The following is a 13,500-nucleotide window of genomic DNA, read 5'->3' on the forward strand; positions in this document are numbered from 1 at the left end:
CGGTGTGGCTGATCGACGCTATAGACAAATTCAAGCCTGTTCGAACCAGTGCGCGCGCGCACGAACGATCAATTGCTTGGCTTCTTCTGCATCGATGCCGGTCAATTCGGTCAGCTCATCGACGGACAGATCCGCCAGGTCGTCTCGGGTGAACACCTGACCCGCAGCCAGACTGGCCGCCAGTTCGGGAGTCACACCTTCGAGCGTGAGCAAATCCTGCGCCGTCTCGACCCGCTCTTCCTGAGCAATGGCTTCAGTGAGCAGTGCATTGCGAGCGCGATTGCGCAATTCGTTGATGGTGTCCTCATCGAAGGCCTCGATTTCGAGGAGCTCCTGGATGGGCACATAAGCAATTTCTTCCAGACCCGTGAAACCTTCGGAGATCAGGATGTCGGCGACTTCTTCGTCGACGTCCAGCTTGCTCATGAAAGTATCGCGCAGCGCGGTCTGTTCCTGCTGCTGCTTGGCCTGGCTTTCGTCTGGCGTCATGATGTTGATCTGCCAGCCGGTCAGCTCGGACGCCAGGCGCACGTTCTGGCCGCTGCGGCCGATCGCGATCGCAAGGTTGTCCTCGTCCACCACGACGTCCATCGCATGGCGGTCTTCGTCGACCACGATCGATTGCACGTTGGCGGGCGCAAGCGCACCGATCACGAACTGGGCCGGATCTTCCGACCACAGCACGATATCGACCTGCTCGCCGCCCAACTCGTTCCGCACGGCCTGCACACGCGAACCGCGCATGCCGACACACGTGCCGATCGGATCGATGCGCCGGTCATGGGCCACCACGGCGATCTTGGCGCGCACGCCCGGATCCCGCGCGGCGCCCTTCAGTTCCAGCAGACCCTGTTCGATTTCCGGCACTTCGTTTTCGAACAGCTGACGGATGAAGTCAGGCGCCGAACGCGACAGGATCACTTGCTGGCCACGGGCCTGGCGGTCGATGCGGGCCAGGTAGGCGCGCACGCGGTCGCCGATTCGCAGGTTTTCCTTGGGGATCATTTCGGAACGCGGCAGGCGGGCTTCCACCTTGCCGATTTCGATGATGGCGTCGCCCTTGTCCATACGCTTGATCGAACCCGAGACGATGGACTCGCCACGCTCAAGGAAGTCGTTCAGGAGCTGTTCACGTTCCGCGTCACGAATCCGCTGCAGGATGACCTGCTTGGCGGCCTGCGCGCCGATCCGGCCGAATTCGATGGGCTCGAGCGCTTCTTCGATGAATTCCTCGAGTTCGATCTCGGGCTCGACGTCCCGGGCTTCCGACAGCAGGATCTGCTGGTCGGGCAGTTGCAGACCGGCCTCGTCGGGCACGACCTGCCAGCGACGGAACGCTTCGTGGTCACCCGAGTCGCGATCGATCGCCACGCGGATGTCCACTTCTTCTTTGTAGAGCTTCTTCATGGCGGAAGCCAGCGCGCTTTCCAGCGCGCCGAACACCACGTCACGCGTGACGTTCTTTTCGCGCGCCAGCGCGTCCACCAACAACAGAATCTCGCGGCTCATTGTTTTTTGCCCCTGAAATTCAGAACCGGATCCAGTTTTGCACGCTCGAGTTCATCGATCGTGAAATTCAACACCTGGATGTCGCCTTCCTTTGCTTCGAATTCGATGCCGAATACCTCGGCTCCTTGTACTTCTTTATTCGGTTCGGCCGCATCGGCCGTGTCGCCGGTGGCCGGCTCCGGCGCGACGAGCGTGCCGGTGAATACCTTGCGTCCGTTGAACGGGAGGCGCAGCTTGATTTCCGCGCGCTCTCCGGCGAACCGGATGAAATCCTTGGCGCGGCGCAGCGGCCGGTCGGTACCGGGCGAGCCGACTTCCAGGCGCGAGTAGTCGATGTTTTCCACCTCGAACACGCGCGACAGCTGCCTGGAGACTGCTTCGCAGTCTTCAATGCGAACCCCTTCGTCGCGGTCGATCGTCACGCGCAGCAGACCACCGCCGGCGCGTTCCACGTCGACCAGTTCGACCCCCAGTCCTGCCAGGGATTGTTCGGTAAGCTCGAAAATATCTGCCATGCCTTATCGTGCGATCTAGTGGTGCGACTTGCATCGCAAACCTGAAAACCAAAAAAATGGGCTGTACTGTCCAGCCCATTTTGCGACCTTGCCTAAGCTCGATACGCCGCAATCGGCAGCCCGACTTCCGGACCCCGTTGCGCGTGTGACCCGCCCACCCCTGACAGGCTGCCAGCACGTCGCCATACCCTGGCCGCACGTCTGTCAGCAACCCGGGTCGATGCACGTCGCGGTCATTCACGCGCCGCACGATCCGGATACTGTCGCAAGGTTCTGTCCGTATTCTGGGGAATATCGGGGCAGCTCCACCACTCCGCAACTGTGTTTATTTACAACACTGGAGTCAGCGCGAAGCGGGAACTGCCAGAACGCCGGGCCAACGGAGATGGCCGCGAGGGCAGATGCTGCTGCCCGGACCTTCTCCAGATCGGTGCACCGGAAAGCTTGATCGCTCGATGCCAACCGGGCAGAGCGACTTTCCTGAACCACGACCCAGCCCGTGACGCTTGAGTCCGGAAAGAGATCCAAAGAAGGCATTCCTTGCAGGAAACGCATTCTTCCAGATCCAAACCCCGGAAGTGCCGACGGCTTCGCCAGCCCCTTTTCTTCCTTGTCCTGCCTTACCCTGCCTTGACCGACTGATTGCCAGATCAACGTGGGTGTTTAGGAAGCGGGTGCTTAGCTTGTAGATCATAAGCCATTTGGGGCTGTTTTTCAAGTTGCGCGTGCGGTCGATCCAGAGGTTCGCCAGGGCATGACAGCATTCACCGCCCTGCCATTCCGGGCCATACGACGCCGGTCAGCCGCGGCCCCGCCGAGCACGCGGCGCACCGGCAAACGCCAGTTGCGACTCGTGCGCCGCGGCGCCGCGGGGCTGGGCCTCGTCACCGCCTGAACGCCCGCCCCCTCCGCGTGGACCGCGACCGGCGCTTTTGCCTGGCGCACGGTTGCCGCGCGGCGCGCCAGCCGCCGAACGCGGCGCCGACGGGCCGTTGCCGCCCGCACCGGCAGTCCGGCCGCGCGGTGCCCGGCCTTCGCCTGGCGCGGCATTGCCACCGTCGGCGCGTGGTTTGGCCGCACGTTTGCGTGCCCCCTTGACCGGTTCGGCATAGGGATGGTTTGCCGGCACGGCGGCGCCCTGCCCCCGCCCGACATGAGCGCCCGGCCCGCGCTTGGGTCCGCGGCGGGCGGGCGCACCCGGTGCGTCACGGCCCGAACGCGCATTGCCGACATGCGGATGGCCATTGGCCAGACCGCCAGCAAAGCTCACCCCGGTACCGTAAGGATCCGACGGGAACACCTGACCTGCCAGCGGACTGATCGCCGAGCGCGCGCCGCCCCGCGCACCGCCCTGCACCTGGCCACGCCGGCCCACACGCGCGCCATGCATGCCATTCTGTTCCAACGTGCCAAAGCCCGGCGGCAAGGCGCCTTCGTGCGACAGCGGTTGCGCGCTGCGGCCGTTGCGGCGGCCGCCCGCTTCGTCGTCGTCACCGCGGATCAGGCCCAGCTGGACCTGCATGGCGGTGACCATGGTGGCGTCCAGCTCTTCCCAGCGGCCACGGCGCAGCGCGCGAGGCAGCGTCACGTCGCCAAAGCGGGTGCGCAGCAGACGGCTGACGATTACGCCCAGCGATTCGAACATGCGGCGCACTTCGCGGTTGCGGCCTTCCTGCAGGGTGACGCGATACCACCGGTTGCTGCCTTCGCCGCCCAGGTAGTCCAGGGCGCCGAATGCGGCCATGCCGTCTTCGAGCTGGATGCCGGTCAGCAGCGATTCACGCTGTTCTTCGGTCATTTCGCCCAGCACCCGGACCGCGTATTCGCGTTCCATGCCATAGCGGGGATGCAACATGCGGTTGGCCAGGTCACCCGACGTGGTGAAGATCAACAGCCCTTCGGTGTTCAGGTCGAGGCGGCCCACCGAAATCCACTTGCCGCTCTTGATCTTGGGCAGGCGCGAAAACACCGTGGCGCGGCCTTCGGGATCGTCCTGGGTGACGATTTCGCCCGCCGGCTTGTGATACAGCACCACGCGCGGCGGACGCGCCAGATTGCGGCGCACCACCAGCTTGCCGTTCACACGCACGTTGTCGCTTGGGGAAACGCGCTGACCGATGTGGGCCGGCTCGCCGTTGACGGACACCCGGCCCGCCACGATCAACTCTTCCATTTCGCGGCGCGAACCGATGCCGGCATCGGCCAGCACCTTGTGAAGCTTGGGCACCACGGCGTCGCTGGACAGGTACTTGCCCAGGCGCCGTTTCAGGTCGGGCGCCTTGTCGAGGAAGGACAGAGCCTGTTCGGCTTCCTTCTCGGCGGCGCGCAATTCGTCGGGCGACAGATCCGGACCCGCCACATCCAGGTCTTCGCCACCGGTCACGGGCACCCCGGCCGGCGCGGCGCGGCCCCGGGTCTTGGCGGGTGCGCGGCGGCCGTTGCGGGCCGGGGCTGCGGCGTCTTTCTGTTCCTTGTGTTCCTTCTGCGCGGCAGCGGCACGGGGGCCACGCGGCTTGCGGCGGTTCTGCGCCGGTGCGGGGGCGGCGTCGCCCGTCGCGGCCGGTGCGGCAGCGGCCGGCTCGGCGCCTTCCGCGGCAGCGCCGGCAGCAGCTTCGTCGGCGGGCCGGCGGCGGCGGAACGGCGTGCGCAGATTGCGCCGGCCGCGAGCCTTTTCAGGCGCGCCGGCGTTCCGGCCCTCGCCAGTGGCGTCGGGCGCGCTCGTGGCGTCGCTCTTGTGACCTTCAGGGGTGTCGTTCATGTGTCAGGACTTATCGTTCTTGCCAGTCTGGCGTAAAGAGGGATCGTCGTCCCCGGTCTCGGGCGCCACAGCGGGCGCCTCGGCACGAGGCTCGACGACATCGGACTCCGGCCCGTCCTGCGGGGCGCCTGCTGGTTCGGGCGACTTGGTCGCATCCATGGCAGGGGCCTCGTCAGGCATCGTAGGTCCGGAGACCGAAGTGACAGGTATGGCGTCACCGGCAGCATCGCCAGTGACGTCCGGGGATTCAAAGTCGGCGCCCGGGGCGTCGACCGTCATGGGTTCAGTCGTGCGTGTCGCAACGTCGGCGTCCGCGCCAACGTCTTCATCCAGGCCCGCGTCCCGGAGTGACTCGGGCGCCGGGTTTTCCAGCGCCAGGCCTTCGACCTGATTCGCTTCGGCATCCATCCCGGCATCGGCAGGGGCGTTCCCATCGCCACCGGCATCCATGTCGGCAGGGGCCTCGACAGTGCCGGCTATCGCTGCGGCAGCGTCTGCTGCCACCGTGTCCGCGTCGTCGGCGGCTGGCCCGAAGGCAAGCCCTTCCGGCTCGCCCAGCCCGCTCAGCGCGGCCACGGCTTCGGTCGTTTCAAGCGGCGGCAATTCGTCCAGCGCCTTCAGGCCCAGGTCATCCAGGAAGTGCCGGGTCGTGCCGAACAGGGCAGGCCGGCCCGGCGCGTCGCGGTGACCGATCACTTCGATCCAGTCGCGGTCTTCCAGCGCCTTGATCACCTGCGTCGACACCGTCACGCCGCGGATCTCTTCGATATCGCCCCGCGTGACCGGCTGGCGATATGCCACGATGGCCAGCGTTTCCATGACCGCACGCGAATACCGCGGCGGCTTTTCCGGACTCAGGCGCTCCAGGTAAGGCCGCATCGACAGGCGGCTCTGGAAGCGCCACCCGCTCGACAGCGCGACCAGTTCGATCCCGCGGTCCTGCCAGGCGATGCGAATATCGTCGAGCAGGCCACGCAAGGTGTCGTTGCCCACCTCGTCGGCGAAGAGCTTGCGCAATTCGTACAGCTGGAGCGGTTCCTGCGCGCATAACAGCGCGGTTTCCAGAACGAGACGTGCCTCGCTGGTGTTCATGTGCGTTTGATCAAACGAGCGTCATCCGTACAGGGTGAAATACGGTTCGAATAGCATTCAGCCATTGATGCGCCGGGGCCTTGCGTTCCCTGACGCCCAGCCTGCGAGCAAGCCGCGGGTGCAGGCCTGTCTCGCATGGCGAGTCGCATGCTGAACAAGATGTCGTTGGGTGCGTGTGCCGTAGCAGCCGCTGGATACCGGACTGAGCCTGGACGTCGGGCTGAGTCAAAACTTTCTGGGGACCACCTGGGGATCACGTTCGGGAGCGCGATCAGGCGAGGTGCCTGGGCCGGGCCAGTGTAGATTGCCCCGGTGCCGGTAGAAGCCTTGCCCGGGCGATCCGGATCGGACCCGGCCACAGGAAAGGCGCAACACCTCGTACAGCGAATCCTAGTGTAGCCTCAGCGACGCAATGTCACAAGCATTGTCCCGCCATTCGTTGCGTTCATCCGTTGCGCCCAACAGGAGTCCCATGCTTGCGCTGACCACTACCACCGCCCTTTTCGCGCTGACGGCGCTTGCCGAGATCGTTGGCTGCTACCTGCCATGGCTGGTGCTGAAACAGGGCAGATCCCTGTGGCTGCTGCTGCCCGCTGCCGCATCGCTGGCCCTGTTTGCCTGGCTGCTGACCTTGCACCCGACGGCCGCCGGACGCACGTATGCCGCCTATGGCGGCGTATACATCGTGGTGGCGCTGCTATGGTTATGGCGGGTGGACGGCATGGCGCCGACTCGATGGGACGTCACAGGCGGCGTGGTTGCCCTGGCCGGAATGGCCATCATCATGCTGCAACCCGACGCCCGCTGACCGATGGCGACGGCTATTCGGTGAAATCGCCCGTGCCGAGGGGCACGATGCCTGTGGTGGGCGTACTGCTGGCCTCACCGGCGGCCTTCAGGATTTCTTCGCGGCCGTGACGGAACGCTGCAAGCAGGTCGTCATCGCCGCGGCTGGCCGCGCCAAAGTGTTCTTCGAGCACGTCGCCCGAAATCTCGAATTCCTGGCTCTTGCGGCCTTCGAATCTTGCGGTGAATCGCACGGCCCCATCCACCACGGTGGGCTGAACCTCTTTTGCCAGTTCTGTCGTCATTGTTGTCACTCCATTAAGACGGGGCCTCGCGATGCCCCGTGGCCTGCAGAATCTCCACTCTAGGCTCCAGGCCGGTGACAGTCCATGCGCTTGCTGTAAAGCCCCGTGTCAGGTGCAACCGGTAAATACCCGCCCAGGCCTGCCTGCGGGACTACACCAAGGCTTGCGCCCGGCACAAGCCCACGTGCCGATTCCCCTGCTGCAGCGTCTTATTTGCGCCATGAGCCAGGCGAGTGTTTGCTAGGGCAACCAGCCCCCTGCACAATTGCCGAGGGTGTAAGCAGGTATCAAGAAAAGGAATGAGATGGCCATGTTGGGTCTGCGCGGCAAATCGCTGGTCGCGCTGTTGTTGAGTTGTGCACTAGCCCTGATTCCAGCGGCGTTCATCGCCTGGCAGGGGGTCGAAACGGTACGGAACCACTTTGGCCTGGCCTACGCCCGCAATCACACCCTTCTCCATCGCGAACAGATCTTCGCCCCCGTGTCGCGCGAACTGGCGCTGGCCACCCGCCTGGCCAATTCGGTGGTCACCCGCCGCTGGCTGTCCAATCTGGACGATGCCGCCGCGCGGGACGTCTTCTTTGAAGAAGCCGAAGGCTACCGCAGCGACCTGCGCGACCATTCCTACTTCGTGGCCGACAGCCAGGGCCACTACTACTACAACGACAGCAAGGCGCCGGTGTCCACCACGCCGCGTTACACGACGGCGCCCGACAAGGTCAGCGACAACTGGTACTACGCCTCGATGCGCAGTCCCGACCTCTACAACATCAACGTCGAACTCAGCCCCCAGCTCAAGATCACCAATGTGTGGTTCAACGTGGCCGTTCAGGACGGGCAGCGCCGCCTGGGCATCGTCGGCACCGGCTTGAACCTCAGCAATTTCCTGAACGATTTCCTGTCCACCAAGGAAAGCGGCGTCACCCCGATCATCATCAACCGGGACGGCGCGATCCAGGCCCATCCGGACACCGGCCGCATCGCCTATGGATCGGTATCCGAAAAGCCTAGCGAACGGCAGACCGCCTTCGGCCTGCTTGCGTCGGATGCCGAACGCGCGTCCTTGCGCAAGGCTATGGCTGCCGCCGAAGCCCAGCCGGCCCAGCCGGTCGACCTGTGGGCGACGGTGGACGGCAAACGCCAATTGCTGGTGCTGGCCTACATTCCCGACCTGCGCTGGCACGTGCTGTCAGTGGTGGACCTGCGCGCCGCCCAGGTGATCGACCCCGGCTGGGCCACCCAGGCGCTGATCGCCTTCGTCCTGCTGCTGGCCGCCTTGCTGATCGTCTTTGGTTATGCGGTCGAGCGCCTGGTGCTCAAGCCGCTGCGCCGCCTGCAGCAATCCGCCCAGGCCATCAGCGCCGGACGCTACGACACCGCCCTGCCCGACGACACCGACGACGAGATCGGCGAATTGAGCCGCGCTTTTGGCGCCATGGCCGCCAAGGTGCAGACGCACACGGCCGAGCTGGAAGAGCGCGTGCGGGAACGAACCAAGGAACTGCAAGCCGCCAATTCGAGCATGGCGGCCGCTCACAAGCAGATCGACGATTCGATCGACTACGCCAGCCTGATCCAGCGCGCCATCCTGCCCGACCGGCAAATGGTGCAGTCGCTGGGCGCCCACCACTTCGTGATGTGGCACCCGCGGGACGTGGTGGGTGGCGACTTCTATGTGTTCCTGCCCGATGGCGACAACTGCCTGCTGGGTGTCGTGGACTGCGCGGGGCACGGCGTGGCGGGTGCGCTCATGACCATGCTGGCCCGCGCCGCCATCGACCACGCGATCAAGGAAGTGGGCGCGCGCGACCCGGCCGCCATCCTTGCCCGGACCGACGCCGCCATGCGCGCCATGCTGCGGGACACCGAAATGCCGCGTTCGCTGGCCACCAACATGGACGCGGGCCTGGTGTATGTGGACCGGGCGTCAGGCTTGGCCCACTTTGCCGGCGCCAAGATGTCGCTGTATGCCAGCGATGGCGTCACCACTCAGGAATTCCCGGGCGGACGCCGCGCGCTGGGCGAGCGCCGCGTGGGCGAGTACACCAACACCGTTACCGAATTGTCGGGCCGCACGTTCTACCTGATCACCGACGGCGTGCTGGACCAGGCCGGGGGCGAGCATGGCTATGGCTTCGGCAACCGGCGTTTTGCCGAACTGCTGCAATCAATCGCCGGCGAGTCGCTGCAGCACCAGGCTGCTGCGGTTGAGCAGGCCTTGGTAAACTACCGGGGAGATCTCCCGCAGCGCGACGACATCACCATTCTGTCCTTCCGATTTGAATGAGCCCTTTTTTCCAAACAGACCGGAGCTTTCATGGATTCGACTGACCTGTTCGCCATGCGCGAGATGTTCAATCGCCAGCACATCATGTTGTGCTTCAACGGCCCGATCTCGCGCAGCCTGATCGAAGAGATCGGCAACGCCCTCAAGAACTATCTGCAGGCGGAACACGCGCAACCGTCGGCCGCCATGGACGTCTTTGGCACCTACATCGAAATGACGCAGAACATCCGTCATTACGCCACCCAGAACGGCTACCAGGAGCACGAAGCGGCCGCCACGGTCGTGGTCGCCCGCGATGATGGCGACCACTACGTGGTGTCAGCGGGCAACCTGGTGGAACGGGAAGACGGGCGCGCCCTGCTCCAGCGCGTCGAATCCCTGGCGGGACTCGACAAGGTCCAGCTCAAGGCCAGCTACAAGGAACAGTTGCGCAAGCCGCGCGATGCGGGCGCCAGCAGCGGCGCCGGGCTTGGCCTGATCGACATGGCGCGCAAGTCCAGCGCGCCCCTGACGGCAAGCCTGCGTGACACCCCCGACGGCCGCGCGTTTTTCAGCCTGCGCGCGATCATCTGACCCCTTCAAAAGCGAACAGCATGAGTAACCTGACCATTCCTGGCAGCCAGTCGACACCGGAAATCACGGCCGACTGGGACGCGGGCCAGCTAAGCATGCAAGGCGATTCCTATCCAGAAAATTCGTTCGACCTGTTCGGACCGATCATCGACTGGGTGGAACGTTTCCTTGCCGATACCGACAAGCCGCTGCGGCTCGAACTGCGCCTGCTGTACCTGAACACCAGCAGCATCCGCGCCGTCATGGATATCTTCGACACGCTGGAAGAAGCCCATCAACGCGGACGCGACGTGGCGGTGAACTGGCATTACGATCACCGTAACGAACGGGTGGCCGAACTCGCCGAAGAGTTCAAGGAAGACTGCAGCTTCCCGTTTTCCATCGTTTCCTACTCTTAAGGTCAGCCTGGTCCGCCATGCCCCGCGACAACTCGGCTTTTGACGAACGCATCGAGCAATTGCTGGCGGACCCTGCCCACAGCGGCCACCCCCTGCGCAGCGCGCTGGGCGAGCTATGGCAAGTGCACCTTGAAGAGCGTTATCGGCTGGAGCGCGTCACTCACCTGTCCGACGCCTACCAGCAGCTGGCGCGGCAGCGCGAAACCCACCTGGGCGAACGGTTCAACAAGCAGCTGCGCCAACTCGAAAAGCTGGCGCGGATTTCCGACCGCTATCAGCAGATGATGCGCGACCTCAACCTTGCGCTCAACGAAGCCTCCAACCGCGACGTGCTGACTGGCCTGGGGAATCGCCGGCTGCTGATGGACCGGTTGAAAGAAGAGTCCGAACGGGTCACCCGGCGCGGCCAGGGTTATACGCTCGCCATGCTGGACGTGGACCAGTTCAAGCAGGTCAATGACACGCATGGTCATGAAACGGGCGATCGCGTGCTTATCGCCATCGCCACCACCCTGCAGGCCGGACTGCGCGAATACGACGTGTGCGGACGCTGGGGGGTGAAGAATTCCTGGTGGTGCTTCCTGATACCACGGCGGCCGAAGGCTTGATCGTGATGGAAAGGGTGCGCCAGAACATCGCGGAACTGGCGGTGCGTACCGATCACGACGCGATCCAGGTCACGGCCAGCATCGGACTCAGCGCGCACGTTCCAGGCGAAACGTTTTCCATGACGATCAAGCGGGCTGACGCCGCCTTGCTCGACGCCAAACGGGCTGGCCGCAACCGCGCCGTCGTCGCTGCGGTGTCGGACTGATGACCGGCGCTCCGACCGGCGCCGCGCACCCAGACGCTCGCGACGCTGAGGCGGTCGACAGCGAGACGCGGTTCCAGAACATGGCGGATTTCGCGCCTGTCATGCTGTGGGTGACCGACGCCGACGGCGCGTGCACCTACTTGAACCAGCGATGGTATGAATTCACGGGTCAGACGCCGACCGACGCCGGCGGCCTGGGCTGGTTGGCCGCCACGCATCCGGACGACCGCCCGCGGACCGCGCGGATCTTCATGAAAGCCAACGCCGCCCGCACGCCATTCCGCCTGGAATATCGGCTGCGGCATGCCGACGGGTCCTATCATTGGGCGATCGATGCGGCCCTGCCGCGGTTTGGCGCCGATGGCACCTTCCTTGGGTACATCGGCTCGGTCATCGACATCCAGGACCGGCGCCACGCCGAAGAGCAGTTGCAGGCCAGCGAAGCGCGGTACCGCACGCTTTTCGAGTCCATCGAATCGGGCTTCTGCGTGGTCGAAGTGGACCTGTCCGGGAAACAGGTGGATTACCGGGTGATCGAGGCCAACCCGGCGTTCTTCCAGCAGACCGGATTTCCGCAGGCCATCGTCGATCAATGGCTGCGCAAGGCGCTTCCCGATCTGGAAGAGCATTGGTACGACGTGTATGGACGCGTCGCCCGCAGTGGCCAAGCCATGCGGTTCGAACAGGGCTCGGCCGCGCTGGGGCGCTGGTTCGACGTGTTTGCGTTCCGGACCGGCACCCCGAGCGAAGGCCGTGTCGCCATCCTGTTCAATGACATCTCGGCACGCCGCAAGGCCGAGGAAGCCCTGCAGCAGTTGAACGAAACCCTGGAACAGCAGGTGGCCGAACGAACAGCCGAGCGGGACCGGATGTGGGTCACGTCCCCGGACCTGATGCTGGTCATCGATTTCAGCGGCGTGTTACGTCAGGTCAATCCCGCCTGGACCACGATGCTGGGATATGACGCTGCCGAACTGGTGGGCCGTCACGTCAACGAATTCGTCGTGCCCGACGACCATGAAGGCACGACAGGCGCCTACCTGGCTGCGGCGGCCGGGCAACGCCCTGCCATCGTCAACCGTTATTACCACAAGGACGGGTCCACCCGTTGGATTTCCTGGGTAGCCGCCCCCGCGGGCGACGTGACGTACGCCACCGGCCGCGACATTACCGCGGAACGTGAACAGGCGCTGGCGCTGGCGCAGACCGAAGAACAACTGCGGCAAGCCCAGAAGATGGAAGCCGTGGGTCAGCTGACCGGTGGCATCGCGCACGACTTCAACAATCTGCTGACGGGCGTCATCGGGTCGCTGGACCTGCTGCAGCGCCAGTTGGCGCGCGGCCAGACGGACAAGCTTGCGCGGTACGCCACCGCCGCCACCACCTCGGCCAATCGCGCGGCCGCGCTCACCCATCGCCTGCTTGCATTTTCCCGGCGGCAGCCGCTGGACCCGAAGGCGGTCAACGCCAACCGCCTGGTCAGCGGAATGGAAGATCTGCTCCGGCGTACGATAGGCGAAAACATCGCGCTGGAAATCGTCACGGCTGGCGGCCTGTGGCAGTGCTTGTGCGATCCGCACCAGCTCGAAAGCGCCGTGCTGAATCTGGTGATCAACGGGCGCGACGCAATGCCCGACGGCGGCACACTGACGATCGAAACGTGCAATGCGCACATTGATCTTGCCTACGCGACGCGTCTGGGCAATGTCCGCCCGGGCCAGTACGTGTGCGTATGCGTGACCGATACCGGCACGGGCATGACCAAGGACACCATTGCCCGCGCCTTCGAACCGTTCTTCACGACCAAACCCATCGGCCAGGGGACGGGGCTCGGACTATCGATGATTTACGGGTTTGCGCGTCAGTCCGAAGGGTATGCAAAGATCTATTCGGAAGTCGGGCAAGGCACGACCGTCAAGCTCTATCTGCCCCGCTTCTATGGCGAGTCGGACGGCAATGGAGACGAGCAGCACGGCCTGGGCAGCGCGGACCGGGCCGGATCGGGCGAAGTCGTGCTGGTGATCGAAGACGAGACCGTGGTGCGCGACCTGGTCGTTGAAGTCCTGCAGGACCTGGGATACCAGACGATCGAGGCCGCCGACGGCCCGTCCGGGCTGAAGCTTCTGCAGTCCGCGGCGCGCATCGACCTGCTGATTACCGATATCGGCTTGCCCGGCCTGAACGGCCGGCAGGTCGTGGACGCTGCCCGCGCGCAGCGGCCCGCGCTCAAGGTGCTGTTCATGACCGGCTACGCCGAGAACGCCACCATTGCGAACGGCTTCCTGGAACCCGGCATGCAGATGATCACCAAGCCGTTCGCCATCGATGCGCTGACGTCGCGCATCAGGGACATGATCACGGAGTGATATCCGTGGCGCGTATGCTCTCCCCGGGTCGGGACATGACCACTGAGACATGACCATGGAATGACCCATGAAAAAAGCCGTCCCAAGGCTGAGCACC

10 protein-coding genes and 1 pseudogene are annotated in these 13,500 nt (G+C 64.7%); 6 read left to right on the plus strand and 5 right to left on the minus strand.

Annotated features, from left to right (window positions below):
* Positions 1-30 precede the first annotated feature (30 nt).
* The 4 genes from nusA to scpB form a co-directional block, all read right to left on the minus strand.
* Positions 31-1,509 (minus strand): transcription termination factor NusA, encoded by a 1,479-nt coding sequence (nusA, locus tag ACNANG_RS02960; RefSeq protein WP_179588360.1) that lies wholly within the window; start codon positions 1,507-1,509, stop codon positions 31-33.
* A complete protein-coding gene (gene rimP, locus ACNANG_RS02965) occupies positions 1,506-2,024 on the minus strand; it encodes a ribosome maturation factor RimP (RefSeq protein ID WP_420225929.1) in 519 nt (172 codons plus the stop codon). Before rimP ends, nusA begins: the two co-directional genes overlap by 4 nt.
* Positions 2,025-2,823: 799 nt before the next feature.
* Positions 2,824-4,782, minus strand: a complete 1,959-nt coding sequence (gene rluB / locus ACNANG_RS02970; RefSeq protein ID WP_420225930.1) for a 23S rRNA pseudouridine(2605) synthase RluB — start codon at positions 4,780-4,782, stop codon at positions 2,824-2,826.
* 3 nt (positions 4,783-4,785) lie between these two features.
* Positions 4,786-5,874, minus strand: a complete 1,089-nt coding sequence (gene scpB, locus ACNANG_RS02975) for an SMC-Scp complex subunit ScpB (protein WP_420225931.1) — start codon at positions 5,872-5,874, stop codon at positions 4,786-4,788.
* A 472-nt stretch (positions 5,875-6,346) separates the two neighbouring features.
* Between scpB and ACNANG_RS02980 the strand changes: the two genes are divergently transcribed.
* Entirely contained in the window at positions 6,347-6,682 is a 336-nt protein-coding gene (locus ACNANG_RS02980; protein WP_420225932.1) for a YnfA family protein, read from the plus strand.
* A gap of 13 nt (positions 6,683-6,695) precedes the next feature.
* Here the strand turns inward: ACNANG_RS02980 and ACNANG_RS02985 are convergent, their stop codons facing one another.
* Complete coding sequence (locus ACNANG_RS02985) at positions 6,696-6,965, minus strand: DUF1488 family protein (protein WP_420225933.1); 270 nt, start codon at positions 6,963-6,965, stop codon at positions 6,696-6,698.
* Positions 6,966-7,275: 310 nt separating this feature from the next.
* Here ACNANG_RS02985 and siaA point away from each other — a divergent pair, with 310 nt between their 5' ends.
* The 5 genes and pseudogenes from siaA (at position 7,276) to ACNANG_RS03010 (ending at position 13,403) form a co-directional block, all read left to right on the plus strand.
* Entirely contained in the window at positions 7,276-9,252 is a 1,977-nt protein-coding gene (gene siaA, locus ACNANG_RS02990) for a biofilm regulation protein phosphatase SiaA (protein WP_420225934.1), read from the plus strand.
* A 30-nt stretch (positions 9,253-9,282) separates the two neighbouring features.
* Entirely contained in the window at positions 9,283-9,825 is a 543-nt protein-coding gene (gene siaB, locus ACNANG_RS02995; RefSeq protein ID WP_420225935.1) for a biofilm regulation protein kinase SiaB, read from the plus strand.
* A gap of 20 nt (positions 9,826-9,845) precedes the next feature.
* Positions 9,846-10,223, plus strand: coding sequence for a biofilm regulation phosphoprotein SiaC (gene siaC, locus ACNANG_RS03000; RefSeq protein ID WP_420225936.1), 378 nt, complete (start codon positions 9,846-9,848; stop codon positions 10,221-10,223).
* Between the two features lie 362 nt (positions 10,224-10,585).
* Positions 10,586-11,037, plus strand: a pseudogene (locus tag ACNANG_RS03005) (diguanylate cyclase).
* Complete coding sequence (locus ACNANG_RS03010; RefSeq protein WP_420225937.1) at positions 11,037-13,403, plus strand: PAS domain S-box protein; 2,367 nt, start codon at positions 11,037-11,039, stop codon at positions 13,401-13,403. The pseudogene ACNANG_RS03005 and the gene ACNANG_RS03010 overlap by 1 nt, the downstream one beginning before the upstream one ends.
* The last annotated feature ends 97 nt before the right edge of the window (positions 13,404-13,500 follow it).

This window comes from Pigmentiphaga litoralis (assembly GCF_048632615.1).
GTDB lineage: Bacteria > Pseudomonadota > Gammaproteobacteria > Burkholderiales > Burkholderiaceae_B > Pigmentiphaga > Pigmentiphaga litoralis_B.

What these genes read in the sequence shown, in the direction of transcription:
- nusA (WP_179588360.1), bottom strand. Translation starts at nt 1,509, where the DNA reads ATGAGCCGCGAGATTCTGTTGTTGGTGGACGCGCTGGCGCGCGAAAAG.
- rimP (WP_420225929.1), bottom strand. Translation starts at nt 2,024, where the DNA reads ATGGCAGATATTTTCGAGCTTACCGAACAATCCCTGGCAGGACTGGGG.
- rluB (WP_420225930.1), bottom strand. Translation starts at nt 4,782, where the DNA reads ATGAACGACACCCCTGAAGGTCACAAGAGCGACGCCACGAGCGCGCCC.
- scpB (WP_420225931.1), bottom strand. Translation starts at nt 5,874, where the DNA reads ATGAACACCAGCGAGGCACGTCTCGTTCTGGAAACCGCGCTGTTATGC.
- ACNANG_RS02980 (WP_420225932.1), top strand. Translation starts at nt 6,347, where the DNA reads ATGCTTGCGCTGACCACTACCACCGCCCTTTTCGCGCTGACGGCGCTT.
- ACNANG_RS02985 (WP_420225933.1), bottom strand. Translation starts at nt 6,965, where the DNA reads ATGACGACAGAACTGGCAAAAGAGGTTCAGCCCACCGTGGTGGATGGG.
- siaA (WP_420225934.1), top strand. Translation starts at nt 7,276, where the DNA reads ATGTTGGGTCTGCGCGGCAAATCGCTGGTCGCGCTGTTGTTGAGTTGT.
- siaB (WP_420225935.1), top strand. Translation starts at nt 9,283, where the DNA reads ATGGATTCGACTGACCTGTTCGCCATGCGCGAGATGTTCAATCGCCAG.
- siaC (WP_420225936.1), top strand. Translation starts at nt 9,846, where the DNA reads ATGAGTAACCTGACCATTCCTGGCAGCCAGTCGACACCGGAAATCACG.
- ACNANG_RS03010 (WP_420225937.1), top strand. Translation starts at nt 11,037, where the DNA reads ATGACCGGCGCTCCGACCGGCGCCGCGCACCCAGACGCTCGCGACGCT.